At 61.4% G+C, this 20303-nt stretch carries 18 protein-coding genes; 11 read left to right on the top strand and 7 right to left on the bottom strand.

Annotation, left to right across the window (positions count from 1 at the left end):
• The first annotated feature begins 45 nt into the window (after nt 1-45).
• The 6 genes from PXH66_RS18970 to PXH66_RS18945 all read left to right on the top strand — a co-directional run bounded on the left by PXH66_RS18970 (nt 46) and on the right by PXH66_RS18945 (nt 6476).
• Nucleotides 46-429, top strand: a complete 384-nt coding sequence (locus PXH66_RS18970; protein ID WP_330930938.1) for a hypothetical protein — start codon at nt 46-48, stop codon at nt 427-429.
• A gap of 83 nt (nt 430-512) precedes the next feature.
• Nucleotides 513-1076: a type 1 glutamine amidotransferase domain-containing protein gene (locus PXH66_RS18965; protein ID WP_330930939.1), complete on the top strand. Its 564-nt coding sequence runs from the start codon at nt 513-515 to the stop codon at nt 1074-1076.
• Between the two features lie 93 nt (nt 1077-1169).
• Nucleotides 1170-2300: a DUF748 domain-containing protein gene (locus tag PXH66_RS18960; protein WP_330930940.1), complete on the top strand. Its 1131-nt coding sequence runs from the start codon at nt 1170-1172 to the stop codon at nt 2298-2300.
• A gap of 220 nt (nt 2301-2520) precedes the next feature.
• Nucleotides 2521-2676, top strand: coding sequence for a hypothetical protein (locus tag PXH66_RS18955; protein WP_330930941.1), 156 nt, complete (start codon nt 2521-2523; stop codon nt 2674-2676).
• Nucleotides 2677-2784: 108 nt separating this feature from the next.
• The gene (locus tag PXH66_RS18950) at nt 2785-4893 is read left to right on the top strand and encodes an FUSC family protein (RefSeq protein WP_330932114.1); all 2109 of its coding nucleotides are present in this window, start codon (nt 2785-2787) and stop codon (nt 4891-4893) included.
• A 347-nt stretch (nt 4894-5240) separates the two neighbouring features.
• Nucleotides 5241-6476 (top strand): hypothetical protein, encoded by a 1236-nt coding sequence (locus PXH66_RS18945; protein ID WP_330930943.1) that lies wholly within the window; start codon nt 5241-5243, stop codon nt 6474-6476.
• Nucleotides 6477-6630: 154 nt separating this feature from the next.
• Here PXH66_RS18945 and PXH66_RS18940 read toward each other — a convergent pair whose 3' ends face one another.
• The 3 genes from PXH66_RS18940 to PXH66_RS18930 all read right to left on the bottom strand — a co-directional run bounded on the left by PXH66_RS18940 (nt 6631) and on the right by PXH66_RS18930 (nt 9720).
• The gene (locus PXH66_RS18940) at nt 6631-7107 is read right to left on the bottom strand and encodes a DUF4112 domain-containing protein (protein WP_330930944.1); all 477 of its coding nucleotides are present in this window, start codon (nt 7105-7107) and stop codon (nt 6631-6633) included.
• The gene (locus tag PXH66_RS18935) at nt 7104-7313 is read right to left on the bottom strand and encodes a DUF6677 family protein (protein WP_330930945.1); all 210 of its coding nucleotides are present in this window, start codon (nt 7311-7313) and stop codon (nt 7104-7106) included. The genes PXH66_RS18940 and PXH66_RS18935 overlap by 4 nt, the downstream gene beginning before the upstream one ends.
• 220 nt (nt 7314-7533) lie before the next feature.
• Nucleotides 7534-9720 carry a cation:proton antiporter domain-containing protein gene (locus PXH66_RS18930; protein ID WP_330930946.1) on the bottom strand — a complete coding sequence of 729 codons (2187 nt, stop codon included), beginning with the start codon at nt 9718-9720 and terminating at the stop codon, nt 7534-7536.
• Nucleotides 9721-9861: 141 nt separating this feature from the next.
• On the opposite strand from PXH66_RS18930, the gene PXH66_RS18925 reads away from it, so the two are divergent.
• On the top strand, nt 9862-10227 hold the full coding sequence (locus tag PXH66_RS18925; RefSeq protein WP_330930947.1) for a low molecular weight protein tyrosine phosphatase family protein: 366 nt from the start codon (nt 9862-9864) through the stop codon (nt 10225-10227).
• Nucleotides 10228-10232: 5 nt separating this feature from the next.
• On the opposite strand, the gene PXH66_RS18920 is transcribed toward PXH66_RS18925, so the two are convergent.
• Nucleotides 10233-11279: a Gfo/Idh/MocA family protein gene (locus PXH66_RS18920; RefSeq protein ID WP_330930948.1), complete on the bottom strand. Its 1047-nt coding sequence runs from the start codon at nt 11277-11279 to the stop codon at nt 10233-10235.
• A gap of 265 nt (nt 11280-11544) precedes the next feature.
• On the opposite strand from PXH66_RS18920, the gene PXH66_RS18915 reads away from it, so the two are divergent.
• Nucleotides 11545-13272, top strand: coding sequence for an amidohydrolase family protein (locus PXH66_RS18915; protein ID WP_330930949.1), 1728 nt, complete (start codon nt 11545-11547; stop codon nt 13270-13272).
• Nucleotides 13273-13336: 64 nt separating this feature from the next.
• Here the strand turns inward: PXH66_RS18915 and PXH66_RS18910 are convergent, their stop codons facing one another.
• The gene (locus tag PXH66_RS18910) at nt 13337-15163 is read right to left on the bottom strand and encodes an Ig-like domain-containing protein (protein ID WP_330930950.1); all 1827 of its coding nucleotides are present in this window, start codon (nt 15161-15163) and stop codon (nt 13337-13339) included.
• Nucleotides 15164-15317: 154 nt separating this feature from the next.
• On the opposite strand from PXH66_RS18910, the gene PXH66_RS18905 reads away from it, so the two are divergent.
• Genes PXH66_RS18905 through PXH66_RS18895 form a run of 3 tightly spaced genes read left to right on the top strand, consistent with a single transcriptional unit; the run spans nt 15318 to nt 16485 of the window.
• The gene (locus tag PXH66_RS18905) at nt 15318-15635 is read left to right on the top strand and encodes an autorepressor SdpR family transcription factor (protein ID WP_330930951.1); all 318 of its coding nucleotides are present in this window, start codon (nt 15318-15320) and stop codon (nt 15633-15635) included.
• On the top strand, nt 15632-16243 hold the full coding sequence (locus PXH66_RS18900) for a hypothetical protein (RefSeq protein ID WP_330930952.1): 612 nt from the start codon (nt 15632-15634) through the stop codon (nt 16241-16243). The genes PXH66_RS18905 and PXH66_RS18900 overlap by 4 nt, the downstream gene beginning before the upstream one ends.
• Entirely contained in the window at nt 16240-16485 is a 246-nt protein-coding gene (locus PXH66_RS18895) for a thioredoxin domain-containing protein (RefSeq protein ID WP_330930953.1), read from the top strand. Before PXH66_RS18900 ends, PXH66_RS18895 begins: the two co-directional genes overlap by 4 nt.
• Before the next feature lie 260 nt (nt 16486-16745).
• On the opposite strand, the gene PXH66_RS18890 is transcribed toward PXH66_RS18895, so the two are convergent.
• Both PXH66_RS18890 and PXH66_RS18885 read right to left on the bottom strand, forming a co-directional pair.
• A complete protein-coding gene (locus tag PXH66_RS18890; RefSeq protein WP_330930954.1) occupies nt 16746-19160 on the bottom strand; it encodes an efflux RND transporter permease subunit in 2415 nt (804 codons plus the stop codon).
• Nucleotides 19141-19920, bottom strand: coding sequence for an MlaA family lipoprotein (locus PXH66_RS18885; RefSeq protein WP_330930955.1), 780 nt, complete (start codon nt 19918-19920; stop codon nt 19141-19143). The genes PXH66_RS18890 and PXH66_RS18885 overlap by 20 nt, the downstream gene beginning before the upstream one ends.
• Between the last annotated feature and the right edge of the window lie 383 nt (nt 19921-20303).

Below are 20303 nucleotides of genomic sequence, written 5' to 3'. Positions count from 1 at the left end.
GCCACCATGGCGTGCCGTTCACCGCTTGAACTAAAAAACTAAGCCATGAATAACTCACCCAAAGGCACCATCATGCGCGACGAGCGGATCGACGAAGCTTCGGACCGATCGCCGGAACAACTTGAAAACCGCGCCCGTGCGCTCGCTCGGCTGCGCGGAGAACCGGGCGACGAATACAGCACCGAAGATATGCAGCAGGCACGTCGTGAGATCTCGGGCGAGCAGTTGCCCACCCACGATTCCGGTAACGAAAAATCGGATGTGGGCCTGATCCGTGATCCCAGTGAGCCGCCGGCGAGCCGGGGGCATCAGGTCGAAGATGTGTCCTCGGGCGACGAGCAGGAGGACGCCGAGCGCCTGGCGCTCGAAGGCGTGGATGCGGCGGAGCGCGAGCGCATGTTGGCCGCGCGCCGCGAACGCGGTTTGTGACCCACCCGCTTCGGACCGTTCCGCCTCCCGATCGCCACTTTTTTTTCAGTGCAACCCGAAATCTCAACCCCCCTTGCCACGCTATGAATGCTGATATTGCCAAACGAACTGTCGCTGTCCTCGCCACCAACGGATTCGAGGAGAGTGAATTGAAAAAACCCGTCGAGAGACTGAAAAACGCCGGAGCCACCGTGAAGATCGTTTCGCTCGAAACCGGCCCCATCCGGGGTTGGTCGGATGGCGATTGGGCGGATGAAGTGACGGTGGATGTCGCGCTCGACTCCGCTCGGGCCGAGGACTTCGACGCCCTCATGCTGCCGGGCGGATTGATTAATCCGGACACGCTGCGCCAAGACGAAGCCGCCGTGAAGTTCGTGCGATCATTCTTCGATGCGGGCAAACCCGTCGGGGCGATCTGCCATGCCCCGTGGCTGTTGATCGAGGCTGGTGTGGTCGAAGGTCGTCGGCTCACCTCTTATTCATCTCTCAAAACCGACCTGCTCAACGCGGGGGCCAAATGGGAGGATTCCGAAGTGGTGTGTGACCAGGGTTTGGTGACAAGCCGTCACCCCGGAGACCTGGAGGCGTTTTGCGCCAAACTCGTGGAGGAGGTTACCGAGGGCGTGCATGACGGTCAGCATGCCTGAATCGCCGGGCCCGGTCGCTTCGCCTCAGCGGAGGTGAGGCGGTCGGCGCTCGCCGGATGCCGTCGCGCCGGGGCGCTGGAAAATTGCATCAACATGAACGTGCTCCGAACCGTGAACCGTCGACTTCGCAGCGCAGCCCTGCTGCGGTGGTTGTTGGTCGTCGTGGTCCTGCTCGTGGTGCTGCGGGCGGTGTTGCCGTGGGGATTGGAGACGGCGGTGAACCGGCGGCTGGCGCAGATTCCGGGATACACCGGCCACGTGGAGGATATCGATGTATCGTTGCTGCGGGGGGCTTATCAGCTCGAAGGCGTTGAGTTGAACCAGACGGACGGGACGGTGGAAATCCCGCTGCTGCGGGCGGAGGAAATTGATTTCTCGCTCGCTTGGGGACTGTTGCTGCGCGGCCGCGTTTTGAGTGAGATCTACGTCACGCGGGCCGAGTTGACCTTTGTGCAAGGCAAGTCCGATGCCGCGACTCAGACGCCGACGGATGCACGATGGCAGGACGTCGTGGAGGATTTGTTTCCCGTGGAGATCGCGCGTTTCGAGATCATCGAAAGTGAGATCCGACTCCTGAACAAGGAGAGCGATCTGCCCTACGACATTCGTCTTCGCGATCTCAACATGGTGGCGATGGGACTGCGCAACCGGGCAGCAGTGGCGGAGGATCTGCCGGCTTCGTTGGCGTTGGAGGCCAACACGGATGGAGCGGGGCGCCTCGCGGTTTCCGGCGAGGGAGACTTGTTTGCGCTGCAACCGCGTTTCGACCTGGATGTGGAATTGCGCGATGTCGATTTGCCTCGGTTGAATGACTTCTTGCGGGCGCACGCCGGGGTGGATGTGAGCGCGGGCACCATCTCAGTGTTTGCGGAGATGCAGGCCCGCGACGGACGTTTCGAGGGCTACGTGAAACCCTTTTTGGAGAACGTGGATTTTTCAGATTACCCGCTGCAGGATAAACCGATTCTCGGCAGTTTGTGGGAAGCCGGGGTGAGCTTTTTGGCGACGATCTTTAAAAACCATGAGCGCGACCAACTCGGCACCCGTCTGCCGTTCAGTGGCGAGCTCGGTGATGCCAATGTGGATACGTTGCGCACCATCGGTGGCATTGTGCGCCATGCCTTCATTCAAGCGTTCAGCGAGCAATTGGATCACTCCATCGGGGAGGACGAAACCGTTTCCCCGGACACGGAAGCGGCGAAGGCGTTGGCCGACGGTGCCTGAGTTGGCGCCGAGGCAAGCGATGCCAAGAGCGTGCGTATTGCCTGAAATGAAGTCTGGGCCCCATGCGTTTTGCTGGTTTTGGCATCATGCATTTTTTCCAACTTTTCATAAGAATCACTGAGAAAGGTAGATACGGTGGAAGGGGGTCAGCTGGCACGGCCAGTGCGACGTAACGGGGGTCGGTGCAAATCGCATCCTTCCAACCTCAAAAAATCATACCATGAACCTTCTCGTAATCATCCTTCTCCTTCTTCTCCTCTTTGGCGGGGGCGGCTTTTATATTGGCGGCCCCGCGGTGGGCGGCGGCGGCCTCGGTCTTATCCTGCTGATCGTGCTCATCGTCTATTTGATGGGCGGATTTCGCGGGCGGAAGTGAGGTCGCGAGCCCGGCTCGGGTAACCGCTCCGAGCCGGGCCGCGGCCCGCGCTGTCGTGGCGTTGCATTGAGCACGTTCACGGGTTTGGTTTCCGGCCCAGTGAACGCCGTGGGCATTATCCATCTCATTCGTCAGGAGTTGCGCGATCCGGCCCGACGGCCGGATGCGGCGCGAGCGGCGCGGGCGACGGCGGGATTCATGATTCCGTTGGTCCTGAACGCCACCGTGGGGCTGCCGGTTTCGGCCGTGTTTGCGGCGCTCGCGGCGCAAAACATCGCGATGTTGGATGTGCGCGGTGACTACCGGGTCCGCGTCCTGTTGCTGGTCGCTGTGATCGGCTTGCTGGCGGTGGTCGGGGCGCTGGGCGTGTGGGCGGCAGGCAGCCTCGGGCTGGCTGTGCTGGCGACGATGGTGGTCGCGGCCGGGGCGGCGTTGTGGCGTCATTTGGGCAGCGACTACGGCCTGCCGCTGACTGCGTCATCGATGTTGGTTTTCCTCATCAGCCTGGCCACGACGACTGGACCGGGCGATCTGAGTGAGCATGTGAACGGCATTCTGGGAGGCGGTTTGATCGGGCTCGGGTTGCAAACCGCGTTGTGGCCGTTTCGGGCCCAACATCCGCTGCGGCGCGCGGCCAGTGACAGCTGGATCGCGGCGAGTGGATTGTTCGATGCATTGCAGGACGGACGACCGGCAGGGGCGGTGCAGGCGGCGGAAAGCGAACTGCGGGTGACGCTCGATCAAACGGCGAAAGTATTGGCCGGGGCGTCGCGGCATCGCCACCACGGGCTGGCCGATCGACTGGAGGCGTTGAGCCTGCGCGCGGCGCGTCTGGGGGTGCGGGTGATGGCGGTGCACACGGCCTTGGAAGGATTGCGTGATGAGACGGTGGCGGCCCGCATCGAGCCGGCGTTGGGACCGTTGCGCACCAATCTGACCAACAGTGCGCGCAGCATCGCGGTGGCGGTGGTGTCGCGGCAGCCGACGCACCTGGCCACGTGTGAAGTGCGGTTGCGCCGATTGACGGCGTTGCTCGAAACCGTCCAGGCGCGATTGGCGACGGAGGAGAATCGTGCTGATGCCGTTTTGTTGGCATCGCTGTTCGAGCGCGTGCAAGCGGCGGTGCCGGACCTCCTGGAAGCGTTGCGCGCGACGTTGGATCGCGCGGACGAGCGGGCGTTGTTCGCGGCGGAGCTTTTCGATCTGCAAACATGGCAGCTCAAGCCCTTGGCCACGGCGCTCAATTTCAGTCGGCACGTTGATCCGGCGTTGGTGCGTTTTGGGGTGCGGCTGGCGGTGTGCGCGGGGCTCGGCACGCTCGTTTATCGCTGGGGCGCGATTCCCCACGGCTACTGGCTGCCCTTCACGACCGTGGTGGTGATGCAGCCTGACTATGGGTCCACGCGGCGGCGGGTGTGGCAACGACTCGGCGGCACGCTGGCTGGCAGTGTGGTGGCGAGCGGATTGGTCTGGTGGGGAGCGGGGCCGACGATGCACCTGGTGGGCATTGGCATCGGGGTGTTCGGCTTCGCCTACTTCCTCAAGCGCAATTATGCGGTTGCGGTGTTCGCGGTCACGATTCTGGTGGTGCTGTTGTTGGAGCACACGGGCGATGGCGGTGCCAATCTCGCGTGGGAACGCATCGGGTCGACTTTGGCGGGGGGAGTGGTCGCGCTGGTGGCGGCCCTGCTTTTCTGGCCCATGTGGGAGCACGATCGGTTCGCCCCGGTGTTGGCGCGGGCGTTGCGCACCACGGCGGCCTATTTGCACCAACTGCAGGCCCGTTTGCAGGTGGGCGGGGCGATGGATGATGCGACGGTCGGCGCGAAGCGCGAGGCGGAGGCGGCGGGAGTGGCCTTGTTCTCGTCGGTCGGGCGCCTGTTTGCCGATGCCCACAACCCGCGCGCCGAGATCGAACAAGCCGCGACGCTGGCCAACGGCAATCGCCGGGTGTTGCGTTTGGCCAACCTGATCATGGTGGGACTGCGGGACGGCCCCGTCGACGCGAGCGCGTTGTCCGCCGGCTATTTTGCGGCTATCACGGCGGGGCTGGAAGGACTCGCGAAGTCTGACGATCTCGGGAAGAACCGAGCCGAATTGATGGCGGCGCTCGATGCCCTGCCGGCCGTGTCCACGCCGCCCGACGAATCAAGCGCCGCTCTGGCGCATCTGGAGCGCACCGCCACCGAAGTGCGCGCTATGTTGTCGGCGGCGTGAGCACACCGGGTGGTGGGATCGGCTCCGCGACGAGGAACTGCCGGGACCCCGGTTAAACCTAATTAACGCAGTTCACAGAAGGTAACAAAGTAAACAAAGCGTTGTAATAAAGTGAGTTAAATCGATTAAACGGCATGGCATGCAACTCGTTCCAGCTTCGTGCTCTTCGTTGCCTTCTGTAAAATCCAACTGCGGAATCTCGGTTAAATCGATCCCGCCGGAAGGCTGTCGTCCGCCGCCGAAGGCCCAATTGTTCGTAATACGAACATGGGATCGAGCCGCCCGTGCGGGGAGCGTGTTGGAGATCGAAACTCGCTTTTTGGTGGCGTGCATTTACGCCCGTAAGCATGGCATGGCGAATCGACGAAGCGGTGGTGCGCGGAGAGATCGATAATCGGGAACGGGGTCGCGTGCGCGGTCGGATCTGGTTGGTGGGCCGCGATGAGCCGATCGAGTTGGATTTGCGGGGCAACGCGTGGCGCGATGTGGCCGGCCGTGAATTGCATTTTGTTAATCGAAATCCGCAGTTGCGGGATTTGGGCGATCTCCCCGCGACCCAATCGGGCACGGTGGGTGACATCACGGCTTCGCGTAAAGTGAAGGTGCCGGATGTGCCGATGGATGAGCTGCGTGAACTGATCCGCGCCAAAAAATCGTGGACGTGGCATTGGGGTAACGCGCTTTACTTGGAGTGGTTCAGCGAGACCCATGGTCGGCTCGTCATCGAGTCGGCGGATTACGATCTCATCGCGGTGGGGGAAGCCACGTGGGAAATGTCCGAGGCCGAGGAAGCGGCGCAACGCGAGGCCAACAGTCGTGCGGTGACGGCGTTTTTTGATGAATTGAACGCGGCGTTTGACGCGGATGAGATCGCCGCCGTGGAAGAGACGCGGTCGGAGTGGACGGATGACGAACCACCGATGACCGAGGAGGAGGCGGAGATCTGGCAAGCCCGCCAGGATTTGCTGATTGATCGGGTGAACGCACGGCTGAAACGCGAAGGCGGATCGGCGGATTTTGAGGAAATCCTGGCGGAGGAGCAGGCGAGATTGCGGGACGAGTTGGGCGAACCGGAACCCATGGCGGATGACTCGTGGTTGGATGAGCAATTCGAAGACTCCTTTGACCCGGAAGCGTCGGACGAACGCGACTTGGCCTCGGCGCGTGCGCAATTGGAGGACAACCACCCCCTCGTGCAACGCGCCAAGGATCTTTTCGTGACGCTGCACTTTTTGTCGCTTTCCGAAGGGTGGCTCGACGAGGCGACCATGGAGGAACATCCCGTGAAGGCGCTGATCATCGCTGCGATGAGCATCGGGCCCAAACTCGCCGGAGCGCTTAACGGGGAAGCCTGGCCCCCGGCGCTCGATAGGTGCGGCTTGAAGATTGTGCGGCTCAAGCGGGCACGCGGTTACGTGGACGATGCGTTGGGAGCGACGGAATGTTGTCAGCAGGACAACCTCATCCCGCCCGAGCATCTTGGCCCGGTGGTGGTGGAGCTGATCGATTTGGCGCACGAGATTGATCGCTACATCGGTGAGCTGCGCGAGCGATTGGGCGGAGGTGAGGCGACGGAGCCGTAGGCCTCGGTGATGTTGGCGGGTTCGGGGGGCAAGCCCCCGCGGAAGGAATCGGTGTGTGCGCCGCCGATCAGCTCGGTGGGATTCGGGAGTCGCCAGCTTGTTGCTCGACCGCGCTGATGTCCGTAGGTCGCGTTGAGTTGCCTCGACACACAGCTCAAATTGGCAGGAGGCTCCACAGCGCCGAAACCAACCACCAGGTGGCAGCGACGATCAGCGCCAGCAGGAGAGCGCAGACCGCGGCGATGAGGCAGATGACGCCCGCACCGGAGCGCGTGGGACGGTCCGGTCGATAGGCGGTCTCGATCAGGCGCACGTTTCGCACATTGGCCTGCCAGGCAAAGTCGAACAGGTCGCCGAAGAGCGGAACGATACCCACGATGCTTTCGATCGCGATGTTGCCCAACATGCGTCCCAAGGTGCGGACAGGGAGCCCGAGGAGTGCTGCTTCGAAGAGGATGTAACACGACAGCATCGCCCCGAGGGCATCGCCGCCGCCGGGCAACAGGCCGAGCAAGGGATCGATGCCGATGCGACGACCGCCGCCGATCGGAATTGATCGGTCGAGCCAGCGGGCGAGCCGACGCACCCGACTCAGCCGGGGATCGGTCGTGGCAACGGTGTCGTTGGTCACGTGGATGACGCGCCCTTGAACACAGCCGCGTCGATGATCGACCACAGATGAATGATCCATCCCAACAACACAAACCAGAGGGCGGTGGCGGCCACGAACATGATGATGGCTTTCAAGACTCGGCCTTGAATGAGTTGGCCCAGGCCAGGAATGAAAAAACTGGCGATGGCGGCGATGACGTTTCCGGTGGATCCTTGAGCGGGCATGATAAGTGAGGGTCGAAGGTGATCGTGAGAGGGACGCTCTGCACAGACCTCCAGTTGCCGGATCGGTTTCCGGGCGCTGGCTCCGGCGGGCTTCGAGACTCACGTTAACCGCCACGCATTGGTGAAATCGCGCGACGCCCTAGCGGATCAGGTTTGCTGTAGTTGATCGATAGATACGGCTGCGACGAGGCGGCCGGACGGGGCGGGCGGGGCGGCAAGTTTAACCGTGGCCGAAGTCGCGGGCGATGGCCACGGTCGTGCTGAGATCTTCGCTTTCCAGCAGCGCGACCCGGCGCTCGGGAATCGAGCACAGCCGGGCGATTTCGCCCAGGGTGGCGAGGTGCCCGTCGGCATCGGCGTGGGGGCTGAGCACCAGAAATGTCAGCGCACCAAAACTGCGATCGCGGGCGAACAAACAGACGCGGCCGGGCAACTCCGGTGCGTAGCCGTGGGGCACCGCCACGCCGTGACCGATGTCGAACGGGAAGGTCTCCGCCCGATGCATCAAGTCCTCGCCGAGGGCTTTGACATCGAGGGCCGGGTAGCTCTCGCCCAAGGCCTCCAGCAAACGCGTGTAGGGCGCCTGCATTTCGATGTTGGGCAGGTCGATCATGCCGCCGGCCGCCAAGGCGCTGGCGAGGTAGCTGCCAGAGCGGTGCAACAGCAGCAAACGATCGCCCTTTTTGAAATCGGGTTTGGCGGCGGAGACCGGTCGCACCGTGCGGTCGCGGGCGATCAACAACGGCACGGTGTTGGGCGGCAGCGGGCCGGGTTTTTCGACGACAAACTCCGTGAGTTCGCTTTCGCCGGTGTGGAGCTCATCGGCGATCAATCCCGGGCGGGGTAATTGGGTCCAGATGGCGGTGCCGTGCGTGCCGCGCTCGTGGCGTGCGGCGCCGTCGACGCTCCAACGAAACAAGTTGGTCCGCGGCAGCATTTCGGCCCAGCGGTGGCAGGCGAGTTCGTTGAGATCGGAATTGCCGGTGAGCGCGAGCAGGTGGCCCGTCTGCACGAGGTCGTGACGTTCCATCAGCATCTCAGGTTCGAGCGCGTCGCCGTGAATGACGGTGAACTCTTCACGGCTGGCACCCACGGCGTTGCGCTGGTTGCGATCGATCAACACGGTGGGCGTGCCGGTATTTTTCGTGAGAAACGTCGCGATGGGGCGGGCGAGGCCGTGGGCTCCGAGAACCATCCAGCCCTTGGGCATGGGTTGACGCAGGCGCAGCAGCCACGCGAGTCCGCCGGCCGTAAAGCCCTGCAACACCACGGTCGTGACGATCACACTGTAGGTGAAGGTCTCGACGAAATTGGGGTCAAACGAAGCGGACGCGCGATCGGCCAAGGCCAACGCAAACAGGGACGCCATCGACGCCGCCACGATGCCGCGAGGGGCGACCCAACCGAGAAAAACCTTTTCTCGCCAATTCAGTCCGGACCCCCACGTGCATGCCAGGATCGAGAGCGGCCGCACCGTCACCAGCAACACCGCCACCGCGATGATGCCGCTTTGGCCGAACGCCACGAAGCGCGACAAGTCGAGACGCGCCGAGAGCAGCATGAAGAGCAAACCGATCAACAGCTCGGTCAGCTCGCCCTTGAATTCCCGGATCTTCTGCAGCTCGACCGGTCGCCGCCAGCCGACGATCAAACCCGCGACCGTGACGGCCAACAGTCCGGCTTCCGCCTGCACGGTTTCGCTTAAGCCAAACACGAGCACCGCCAATGCCAGCGCGAAGCTGTTGGTCATATTGTCGGGCGCGAGCCGCCACTTCAGCGCGAGATAAATGACCCAGCCGCCGACGCCGCCAAACACCAGGCCGGTCACGGCACGCACGCCGAAGTTGAGCAAGGCCTCGCCCTCGCCGCCGCTTTGAGCGGTGACCCATTCGAAGCACAGCAGTGCGATGAACACGCCGATCGCGTCGATCAGCACGCCCTCCCATTGCAGGATGTGATGCAGGCGCGGCTGGATACGGATACGTTTCAACAGCGGGGCGATGACGGTCGGCCCCGTGACGATCACCAGACTGCCCGCCAGCAACGCGGTCGACCAGTCGACGGGAAAGAAGAGCTTCACAATGCCGGTGACGCCGAGCCACGTGATGATCACGCCGACCGAGAGCAGGCGTTTGATGACGGTCGAGCCCGTGAGGTAGCCCTTGATATCGAGGGTCAGCCCGCCCTCGAACAAGATGATGCCGACGGCCAGCGATACGATGACGGGCAGAAACTCGCCCAACGCATCCGGCTCCAGAATACCCCAGCCCTCCGGACCGCACAGGATGCCGCCTGCGAGCAGAAAAACCAATGTCGGCAACTTTAACCGCCGGGAGATGACGATCAGGATGAGCCCGAGGGAGAGGGCGAGGGCCAGCGTGAGCAGGGCGTGATGAGAAACGGGCATGGGAGCTACCGAAAGCAGAACGTGAACCGTCCCGAACGCAACGGTGCTTCTACCGCCCGCGAAGGGTCATGAAAGTTGAATCTGCGGAAGAAGTAGTTGTGCTTTGAGCTCGGTTGAACCGAGTCCAACCCTTACGCGGCCATGGAACCATTGCATCTGCTATTTATCTGCTCGAAGAACCAATGGCGGAGCACAACGGCCGAGAAAATCTACCGGGAGCATCCGCAGATCAAAACGCGTTCCGCAGGAACGAGTGCCAAAGCGCGCCACACTGTATCCACGGCCGATATCCAGTGGGCTGATCTGATCCTCGTGATGGAGCGCAAACACATCCAGCGGCTACGGGCGAGTTTTCCCGCAGCGGTTAAGTTTAAGGATCTGCGCGTGCTGGAAATTGAGGATCGCTACCGTTTCATGGATCCCCAGCTCGTGATCGAAATCCAATCCGCCGTTGATCCGATCCTGACCGAGGCTTTATCGAATCGGACTGACTTTCTCGAAGGGTGAATCGATTAGTGCACTCCTGTTTCCATGCCGCCGGCGGTCACAGAGTCGTGCACCGCTGTCGTGAACCGCATGTAGTCGAGACCGTCGGCAAACGAGGTGTGGGTCACGGGGCGGCCTTCGCGGATGCTGGCGACGAAATCGGCTTCCACCTGCCAGCCCCCCCGTTCGGCGGTGGGGATGTCGACCAGGCGGGTTTCGCCGTGATGCGGGGTGTGCCGCAGTTCCTGGGTGGTCAGATCGAGCGTCAGCGTGCCGGAACTGCCATTGAGCACAAAGACACTGCGGCCGGGACCGGACTCGACGCTGCTGAGGTAGCCGGAAATCACGGGACCCTCCGGACCGCGCGCCACGAAATTCAGGCTTTCCGGCACCTCCACCTCGCGGGCGGCACCCGTCGCGGGATCGAGACGACGGGTGGTAAAGGTGGTGCCGGTGGCCCAGACCCGGGTGGGGCGGCGAAGCGTCCAGCGCTGGATTGCTTCGTAGCAGATACCGAGGGCCATCGTGTTGTGTCCGCTCAGGCTTCGGTCCAGCCGCCAGCTCAACGGCGCGGCCGGATCGGCGCTGGCCGATGATGTATTCACAAAATGGATCTCCCGGAGCACGCCGATCGCACCGGTGGCGACGAGGCGGGCGATGGTGGCGTCCCAGGGCAGGGTGATTGGCGACGGCACGATTTGGGCGACGCATTCGGGCTGCTGTCGGGCGGCTTCCACCATGGCGGCCGCTTCGGACGCGTTCATGGCCATGCGCGCTTCGGTCAGCACATGTTTGCCGGCGGCCAGCGCCGCGATCGTGATGGGCGCGTGGAGGTAGGGCCAGGTGCCGATGCAAATGGCGTCGATGGTGGGGTCCGCCACCACGGCCGACCAATCGGATGCGATGCGCGGAATGCCAAAGGCGTCCGCCACGGTCTGGCTCGACGCCGGGCTGCGATTGCACACCACCTCGACACTGACGCCGGGCAGGGTCTGAAATCCAGGGAGATGTTTTTCGCGAGTATTGGCGCCGGCGCCGATGACACCGAGGCGAAGGGGAGCTGAAGAGGCCATGGCGAAACGCTGGTCGGAAACCTCTCGGCGCGAAAACCGAAAACCACCGCGATCCGTCGCGATGTGGCTCGACTGGTGGTGGGGCCAAGGGGCTGATGGGGGATTAAAAGGGGCGGCTCGCATCGACCGCCCACCCTTGGGCGGAACGCTTCCGGGGTCGCTCGGGGGGAGTGGATGGAGGCGATTTGTCAGGATGAGGGGAAAAACGACGTTATACCACGGAAGGTGCCCCGGTCGGGACGTCGTTTACTCCTCCCCATTCGTCATGCAATCCTACCCGCTTCATCTTGGTCATTTTCGGGCCATTCGATTTTCGATCCTCATGGGCGTAGTCCTGGGGGAGTCGGTGCTGCGGGCCGAGATCCCGGCGACCGCAGAAGCCCCGGCCGTGCGGGTGATCGATGTCCATACCCATGTTTTCAACGTCAGAGACTTGCCGGTGTATGGCATTCTGCGATCGAAAGGCGTTGGGCCCGTGGTGGCGGGGGTGTTGGCGCGGTCGATCCTGCACATGACTCCGGCGGCCGAGGAGGGAGAGGGGCTGAAGGGACGCAACTTATGGAAATCGGTCGATCAACCGGAGGCTACCGTCCTTGAACAGTCTGAGCGAATCATCCTGCTGCGGTTTCTGCACGAGCCGGACGCGCTTGCGGATGAAGACGCGCCGCCACCCGAAAACAAGGACACGGGAGGGGGAAGGCGTGAGCGTGAGTGGCGGGATGACCAACTTTCCCAGGAGGGCGTGAAGTCATTGGAAATGCGCCGTGCGTTCGACGGGCTTTCCGATGACGCGGTGTTGATTGTGGAATCCCTGCGAAAGGCAGGATTCCTGATCGAGGAGGAACACGGGGAGGAGGCCCGTGGGGAGGATAAATCAATCCGGACGCTGCGTTCGGCCCGGGAGAAACTGGCCGGATATCTCAGCTTTTTCGGCATCATGGTGCGTCGTCAGGACGAGATCGCCACCTATCTGCGGGAACGTGCGTATCCGCAGGTGGATTTGTTCCTGCATCATCTGATGGACATGGGAACGGCCTACGGTGATTCGCCGAGTAATTTGTTTGATCGGCAGATCGATGGTTTTGCCCGGCTGGATCGACGCCAGGGCGGGCGTTTGATTCACTTTTCAGCCTATGATCCCTTCCGAAATAGCGACGCACTGCCCTACGCCCAGAGAGCCATGGCGGCGGGTGCCTGGGGCATCAAGGTGTATCCGCCTAGCGGTTACAGAGTAGCGGCCAACGTTATTCCCGCCCGCCCGCCCGTCTGGAAACCCTCCGCGTTGGACCGATGGAAGTCGCGCTACGAACAGTGGCGGGACGCCGGCGAACTCGATGCGGTTCTGGACGAATTCTTTACCTGGGCGGCGGAGAAAAAGGTTCCTTTGTTCACGCACTGCACTCCGGTCGGGTTCGAGGCGGAGGCTGGATATGGCGAGAATTCCGACCCGTATTTCTGGCGCATGGTATTAGAAAAACATCCCGACCTGGTGTTGTGCTTCGGCCACGCCGGCGGTGAAGCGTTCTGGTTCAGCGACCCCCGGCTGGACAGCACGATGCCCCCCGTGTCGTCGGCGCAACGGCAGCGGTGGCACTACGGTCGTCAGGTGGTCGACCTATGCCTCGAGTTCAAGAACGTCTACTGCGGTCTGGATTTTTTGGAGCCGGTGCTGACGCCGCGGGGCCGGGCCCTGGCCGGAGCGCGGCTTTCCTCCCTGATCGATCTCCCTTCCGCCGACGGCGAGTGGCGGTTGGGGGACAAGGTCATGTATGGAACCGACTGGCACATGATGCAGCAGGTCCCGGGGTTCGAAGGCTATCTGGCGGCCTGGGATGAGGTGTTTCGCTCGCTCGATCCGCGGTGGCGCGGACGGTTCTTTGCGGGCAACGCGGTGGAGTTTCTACGGATGAGGGAACGCGCGCAGGAAACCCGATTCTCCGCGGTTCAGCGCCAATATTGGTCGGGGCTGATCCAAGCGATTGACCGGCAATAGCATGAAGTCGCGGATGCGTGATTGCAACCGGCTCGGGCCGGTTCACCTCATTCCAGGTCCGACTTCAGCGGTGTTCTTCGTAGGAGATTTCGATCTTGGCGGCGAAGGCGGCTTTTTTCGCGGTGCCTTGGAAGCGGATGCTGTGGGTGAGTTCGTCGTAGATGTATCCGTTTTTCGGATCAGCGGGGACGGCACTGCCGTCGACGAGCACGCGCAGGCTGGGCTGGTAGAGCGTGGAGCCGATGGTGACGGGGTCGAGGGCGACCGCCACGGTGTCGGCGATGCGGTCGCCCAGCTCGGCCAGCGAGGCGGAGAAATCGCTCTCGATGTTGAGCACGGTGCCGCCGGTCAATTCGGCGGCGCGGCGGTGCGAGACGTTGGAGGGTGAGACCACGGCGTGCATTTCGATCTTACCCCGCTGGTTGCCCTTCACGATGATGAAGGGGCGCAGGACCCAGTAGTTGATGTAGCCGTCGAGAGTCTGGCGTTCAGTGGGATGGTCGGCGTTATAATCCTGCAGGAGCTCGGGGAGCTTGCCGTTCTGGACCCACTCGGCCTTGCGGGTGCCGTCCCGGGCGGTCCGCCAGGTCGCCATGCGGGTTTCCTCTTCGTCCATGAAAAAGACGACGATGGTGGTGGCCTCGGGGCGCAGCAGCGCATTCTGCCCGTTGTAGGCACCGGCGACGAAGTTATACACGGCGGTGAAGGCGGTGCGGTTGCTGTCTCCGTTGGTGCCGACCCGCACGAGTTCGGCGAAAACGCTGTCGGGGGTCTTGGGCGTGATCCACGGCTGGCGGAGGAAGGGGAGCGTGACGAGGTTGCCGTTGCTGGCGACTTGTTTGGTCTGGCGGCGGGGTTCGCCGTCGCGGCCAAGGACCGGTTGACCGCGGGAATCGAGTTCGATGCCGCGCACGCGTTTGTAGCCACGCTGGCCGGCGTTGACGAAGTCGGTCGTGAGCACGCCGATGCGGTAGTCGAGCTCGCGCTCGTCGAACAGCTGGCGGAAGCGCCGCAGGTTGTCCGCGATGCGGTTCTGGTGCGGGGCCATGGAGGGCGAGTTGTTGATGACAAAAACGAGATCAACTTCGCGGCTCTTGGAGCGATCGGCGAACTTCGTCTTGTTGGTGCGGATCGGCTCCACGCTTATCGTGACGACGTTTTCCACGCCGATCGACGGGTTGTTTTCGTCGATCGTGTAGTAGGTGAAACGGTCCTCGCCGATGAAGTTTGGTGCGGGGGCGTAGCTGAGCTGCCCGGTGGCGCGATCGAGGCGGGCCGTGCCATGGGCGGGTCGGGCCTTGTCGTCGAGCACGTAGGCGATCTTGGCATCGACGATGGAGAGGCGGTCCACTTCGCTCATGAAATCTTCATGGCTCGGGAGCTTGGTCGAGGCCGGCAGGTTCGGGCGGGTCTGCAGGGTGACGGGCACGGCATGCACCGCGCGCTCGCGATCGGCACTGACTTCAAACGAGTCCATCTCCAGGGGCGGAGGCGGCGTCACGTCGATCTCCACCTCGTTGGCAAAGACCAATCCGTTGGTGCGATTGAGCACCTCGTAGGTGAACGAGTCGTAACCCTCGTAGTCGTCTTCGGGCCGGTAGGCAAAGTAGCCGAGACGGGCGGTCTTGTTGGCAAATACGTCCGCGTTGGTGCCGCCCGCGAGGCCCACCCGGCCGTAAAGCGGCTCCGACGTGAGCGTGAACACCAGTTCGTCGGCCATCTCGTTGCTCAGGATCTCGGGAGAAACGAACAGCTGTCCGGAAACGCCCTGACCGTCGGCTTGCAGTTGCATGGGTTGGGCGGAGTTCTGCGCCTCGACGCGTGCGGTCAGGAGCCCGGCAGAGAGGGCCAGCAGACGCAGCCCAAGGCGGACAATGGAAGAGAAGGTCATTGGTGGAAACGGTGCTGCCAATAGAGAGTGCTGAAAAGCGGAACCGGTTCCCTCACGCCGATTATATCGGTTGATCGAAGAATTCCGGACCGAGATCGCCAAGGTGTCGCAAGAAACACTTGCTATATTTAGATGTTTAGCTAAACATGCACATATGAATCAGGTTTTCCGGGCCCTTTCCGATCCGACGCGGCGGGAGGTGTTGAAGCTGCTGCGCCGTCGGCCCATGACTGCGGGTGAGTTGGCGGAAAAATTTCCCGTAGCCAAACCGACGATGTCGCGGCACTTCGCCGTGTTGCGTGAGGCCGGGTTGATCGAGTCGGAGAAAAGCGGCACGACGATCACCTACCGGCTGCAACTCTCCGTGCTGGAAGACGCCCTGTTGGGGTTCACGAGCGCCTTCGGATTCGATGAGCAGGTCAAGGCGTCGCGAGAGGTCGCCGCCGTCAAGCCCGGGAGATCCGTCTCATGAGTGCGTGGCTGCGGTGCATTTCCCCGCTGTTTTCCATGTTGTCCGTCGGGATCGCGATCGGACTTTCGGTTTGGGTGATCGTGCTCAAGCCGGAGGAGGCGTTCGTTCTCCTTATTCCCGCGACTCTTTTCGTCTCGGCCATCCTGATTTTTGAAAACCGTTCCCGGGGCGTGGCGCGACGCGCCCGCGAGGGTCAGCAATGGCTGGTGAGGGGCGCGTTCCTGGGTGGAGCGCTCGTCATGCTTTTGGGGCCGGGAGCTAAGCTCGCCGTGATATCCGGGTTGTTGGATGTATGGTTGGTGGAACCGGCGCGTCAGCTCGGTGGCGTGCTTTCGGGTGCCGCGTTTGTCGTGTTGGGCAATTTCCTGCCCAAGCTGGCTTCCCCGTGGCGTTTGACCGAGGAGCCATTCGACTGGCAGGGCGTGCATCGTTTCTGCGGCCGGGTATTCATGTTCGCCGGCACGGTGGTGGTATGGGTCTGGCTCGCGTGGCCGGCCGAAGCAGCCTCCGAGGCTGCGACCGTGGCGTTTGTATCGTCGGCGGTGTTGTGCGTGGGGCGGAAATTTTATTCACTGGCAACGTGGCGCGGATCGACCCCGAGTTCATGAAGCAGGTCCGGTTCTATCACTCGGCGATCTGTCCGCGGTGCCGCTTGTCCGGTTTGTGGCTGGCCCGGATGCTACCGGATTTTCCGGACGTGGAGATCGAGAAGACCGAATTCCTGACGCATCGTCTGCAGGCCAAGGCAGACGGCGTGCGTGGGATTCCCACTTTGGTGGCCGACGATCAACGCCTCAGCGGCATCCTTCTGACGAGGAAACGTCTGCGGGGCTTTCTGGAGTCACTCTGAGTGACGCCATAGCCTATGGCGGCGGATCGTCGTCGTCGGATTTCCCATCTGATCGGCAAAACGCTGACAAAGTGACGACATGACCCTGTCCGGATAACCTGACCCTGTCCGGATAACCCTGTCCGGATAACCCACTGTCCGGATAAACCCACGAAAAAGCCGGGGTTGGAGACCCCGGCTAAAGTTGATGAACGGTGCGTGGCAGTTTCGTCGAGGTGGCGATGAGGTCAGCGTCGATGACGCGGCGTGAGGCCATGGAATCATATTTCGTTCCGGTTTCGCATGAACCGTTTGAGGAGCACGGGGAGAAGGCAGAGGTCGCAGAGCAGGGCGACGGCGATCGATAGGGCGGTCAGCAATCCGAAGAGCACGCTGGGAACGAAGTCCGAGAAACTGAGCGCGGAAAAACCCAGAATGATGACGAGGGATGTGTAGAGGATGGCGTGGCCGACCGAGGCATGGGTTTTTTCGATGGCCTTTTCCGTGGAGTGCTGCCGGTGCTCCGCGAGAAACCGGTGGAGGTAGTGAATGGTGTCGTCCACGGCTATGCCCATGCCGATCGCCGCGATCGTGATTGTCATCAAATCGAGCGGAATGCGCCCCAAGCCCATCACCCCGAGTATGATGATCGTGGTTACGATATTGGGAATGATCGCAATGAGCGCGATTTTGAGCGAACGGAATATCACCCAAAACGTGAGCGAAAGCACGATGAAGACCAGGCCGATGGTGAGGATTTGCGAGCGGAAGAGGCGCTGCAGGATGTCTTGGTAGAGGACGAAAAGGCTGGTGAGTTGGTATTGATCCTTCTCGATGCCGAGGTCGGCCATCGACTGCTTTAGATCCGTCATGAATTCGGCGCGATTCAGGCCGTCGGTCGTATCCGATATTCGGAGACTGATTCGGGCTTGGCCATCGTCGGCAGCAAAGAAAGAGCCGAGCAGGGCATCGCGGAAATCGTGGTCGAGCGTGCGGTAAATGGCGGTCAGCTCGTATTCCGTAAGCGGACGACCTTGGTTCACGGTTTTGGCCAGCTCGGTGAAGTTGACCAAGGAGAGCGATTTGCCGGTTCCTTGCTTCGCATCGAGCATGGCTTGGATCTGTTGCAGCTTTTGGACGGCGTCGGCCGTGATGATCAGGTCGTCCTGTTTCAGGTAGCCCGGAATATCGTAGATGACGTCCAGGGGAGTCGATCCGCCGAACTCCTGATCGATGAACGCCAGCTCGCGTCTCGTTTGCGTGGATTCCCGAAAATAGTTAATGAAACTGTTTTCGACATTCAGCAGGAACAGGCCCGCCGCGCTGATCACGATCGTCGCCAGGCTGATCATGACGATCAACCCGCTGCGATTGAGGACAAGCCGGGAGGTGGACCGAAGCAGGGAATCCGTCAGCTTGTGGCTGCGAGGGGTGCCGCGTCGGGCAAAAAGGGATACCGCGGCGGGAAACACGATCAAGCTGCTCACGATCGAGACGCCCATTGCGATGATCATCATGTAGCCGAACGAGATGACCGATTGCAGGCCGCTGAAGAGGAGCGAAGCGAACCCGACCGAAGTGGTGATGCCGGCGTAGAGGCAGGGTCTAGTTTTTTCCTGAAGGGTCGCCTTAAGCAGTTCTCCGGTGGTCGCATTCGGATGGCGGTCCTGCTCTTCGATGAACTGGACAATCAAGTGAAGCGCTATGGCGATCGTCAGGATGAGCTGGAGCGCAATGAAGTTTGCGGAAATGACCGTCGCTTTCAGACCCAGCAATGCTAGCAAACCCATGGTGGGGAGCACACTGAAAACGCAGCAGATGACCGGGATGACGACCCACTTGAGTTCACGAAAAATCAGCGCGAGGGTGAGGCAGATGATCGTGAAAATGGCGACCCCGAACACGATAAGATCCTTGGTGATGATCTGGATCATCTCGTAGCCGAGAACGTGCGCGCCGCCCAACAGAATTTCAGCTCGGTCTTGATATGCGACAGACAGATCGCGGATGGCTTTGATCTCGTGTTCGCGAGTTCGATCGAGCGCCTTCTGTAGTGGCTCGGCTTGCTCCTGCAGTCTTTCGATTTTCTGGGATTGCGCCTCGCTGAGTTTGGCTTCGACCGCCCCTCTTCGAAGATCGAGAACCGCGTTTTCGATGCCCTCAAGTTCGCTATCCCGTTTGAAGGAGACTTGAATCGCGGTGGCGGAAAAGTCCTGGTTGACGAGGAGGTCCTGATAAATCGGATGCCCGGTCAAAGCGGACTTTATTTCTTTGTTACTGAAATCATTCGCTTCGATCGTCCATTGGTCGGGATCGAGATCTCCGCTCAGTCCGCCGGGAGCGAGCGAAAGAAGCGGAACGTTGAGAAGGGAACGAACCGATGCGACGCGCGGGAGCTTGATCAATTCGGCACTAAGCGTTCTCAGGTCAGCGAATGTCTGTTCGGACAGCACGTCGTGGTCTCTCGGGCGATAAACCACGAGCAGGAATTCCTGCGGCGAAAAGCGGCGATTGACCGACTGGGCTTGCTGATAGATCTGGTTGTCTTTGGTCAGCAGCGTTTCAGCCGAGGCGTTGATTTCAAAACGACTCGCCTGCCAGGAAAGTATCCCGGCGATGACTACAAAAAGCGCGAGCACCCCTTTCGAGTGATCGACGACCAGGTCGACGAAGGGACTAGTTGGGCGTTTTCTCATAGTCGGCGTTACGCTGGACATCCTGGAGATAGAGGTTCCGGAAGAAGATGTAGGGCTCGCCGCTTTCGGCTCTTAGTTTCAGATAGTTTTCTCCGGCGGGAGCGAAGTCCTGAAAATAATCGAAGCCGTTGATGATGGTGGATTCAGGGGTCTCTGCGAGGTAGGTTACGGGATGTAGAAAGTAGTCGACGATCGATCCGGTGCCGCGGCGCATATCCGTGGGTCCGAAGAGCGGCAAGACGAGATAGGCGCCGTAACCCGCGCCGTAGTGGGCGAGCGTGTCTTCGAAGTCTGTATCCAGACGCTTCATACGAAACTCTTTCGTGGCCGGGTCGAAGATCCCGGCGAGGCCGACCGTGGAGTTGATCACGAAACGCCCCAGATTTTGTCCCGCCTGTTTCGGTTTGAACTGGAGGAGATGATTGATCGCGGAAATCGGCAGTTTCAGGTTGGCGAATACGTTTCCCACGCCGGTGCGGACGGGTTTCGGAACGACTTTGACGTAACCCTTGCCCAACGGAATCAGCACGGTGCGCAAGGTCAGGTCATTGAACGCGAACATGGCCCGATTGAACGGCATGAGCGGATCTCGATAATCCGTGTAGGCGACTACGGTCGGTTCGATGGGCGCGGCTGGCGCGGCTGTTTTCGGGGCATCGACTCCCGCCCCCGTTTGATCGGACGGCTGGCCTAGTGCACAGGACAAAAACAGCGCGTGGAGCGCGAGGTAGCAGAACGCCTGACGGATGCCTTGGCTCATGGCGTGATGGGAATGGGGAGTCGTGAGCATCGGCGATGGGTTGGATTTAAACTACTGCACGACGCAATTGCCGTTTGGATCATCATATTGCGTTTACCGTGCCGCCGAGGATAGGTATGCATAAGTTACAATGGTTTATTTAGTTATGTATCTTATCGAGGGAGGCTAATAGCAAAATCGGGCGAAATGCCTACATGGATTACTAGATTAAAGGCATTTTGCCCGATGGCGCATTTTTGCATCCACGGATTTGGGAGTGGTGGAGCCGAGAGAATACCGCCGCCGTAGGAGGCGGATTGGTCACAACAAAAAGCCGAGGTCGTGACGACCCCGGCTACAGTTATGAAACGGCCGCTATTCGGCTCAGTAGACGTGCTCGTCGA

The sequence above is a fragment of the Synoicihabitans lomoniglobus genome, assembly GCF_029023725.1.
GTDB classification, from domain to species: Bacteria; Verrucomicrobiota; Verrucomicrobiia; order Opitutales; family Opitutaceae; genus Actomonas; species Actomonas lomonigloba.
This window is presented reverse-complemented; position numbering and strand designations above follow the sequence as displayed.

Coding starts and splice junctions, on each gene's coding strand:
- PXH66_RS18925 (WP_330930947.1), top strand. CDS start 9,862: ATGGAACCATTGCATCTGCTATTTATCTGCTCGAAGAACCAATGGCGG.
- PXH66_RS18915 (WP_330930949.1), top strand. CDS start 11,545: ATGCAATCCTACCCGCTTCATCTTGGTCATTTTCGGGCCATTCGATTT.
- PXH66_RS18900 (WP_330930952.1), top strand. CDS start 15,632: ATGAGTGCGTGGCTGCGGTGCATTTCCCCGCTGTTTTCCATGTTGTCC.
- PXH66_RS18890 (WP_330930954.1), bottom strand. CDS start 19,160: ATGAGAAAACGCCCAACTAGTCCCTTCGTCGACCTGGTCGTCGATCAC.
- PXH66_RS18970 (WP_330930938.1), top strand. CDS start 46: ATGAATAACTCACCCAAAGGCACCATCATGCGCGACGAGCGGATCGAC.
- PXH66_RS18885 (WP_330930955.1), bottom strand. CDS start 19,920: ATGAGCCAAGGCATCCGTCAGGCGTTCTGCTACCTCGCGCTCCACGCG.
- PXH66_RS18965 (WP_330930939.1), top strand. CDS start 513: ATGAATGCTGATATTGCCAAACGAACTGTCGCTGTCCTCGCCACCAAC.
- PXH66_RS18935 (WP_330930945.1), bottom strand. CDS start 7,313: ATGCCCGCTCAAGGATCCACCGGAAACGTCATCGCCGCCATCGCCAGT.
- PXH66_RS18960 (WP_330930940.1), top strand. CDS start 1,170: ATGAACGTGCTCCGAACCGTGAACCGTCGACTTCGCAGCGCAGCCCTG.
- PXH66_RS18910 (WP_330930950.1), bottom strand. CDS start 15,163: ATGACCTTCTCTTCCATTGTCCGCCTTGGGCTGCGTCTGCTGGCCCTC.
- PXH66_RS18945 (WP_330930943.1), top strand. CDS start 5,241: ATGGCATGGCGAATCGACGAAGCGGTGGTGCGCGGAGAGATCGATAAT.
- PXH66_RS18905 (WP_330930951.1), top strand. CDS start 15,318: ATGAATCAGGTTTTCCGGGCCCTTTCCGATCCGACGCGGCGGGAGGTG.
- PXH66_RS18895 (WP_330930953.1), top strand. CDS start 16,240: ATGAAGCAGGTCCGGTTCTATCACTCGGCGATCTGTCCGCGGTGCCGC.
- PXH66_RS18955 (WP_330930941.1), top strand. CDS start 2,521: ATGAACCTTCTCGTAATCATCCTTCTCCTTCTTCTCCTCTTTGGCGGG.
- PXH66_RS18920 (WP_330930948.1), bottom strand. CDS start 11,279: ATGGCCTCTTCAGCTCCCCTTCGCCTCGGTGTCATCGGCGCCGGCGCC.
- PXH66_RS18930 (WP_330930946.1), bottom strand. CDS start 9,720: ATGCCCGTTTCTCATCACGCCCTGCTCACGCTGGCCCTCGCCCTCTCC.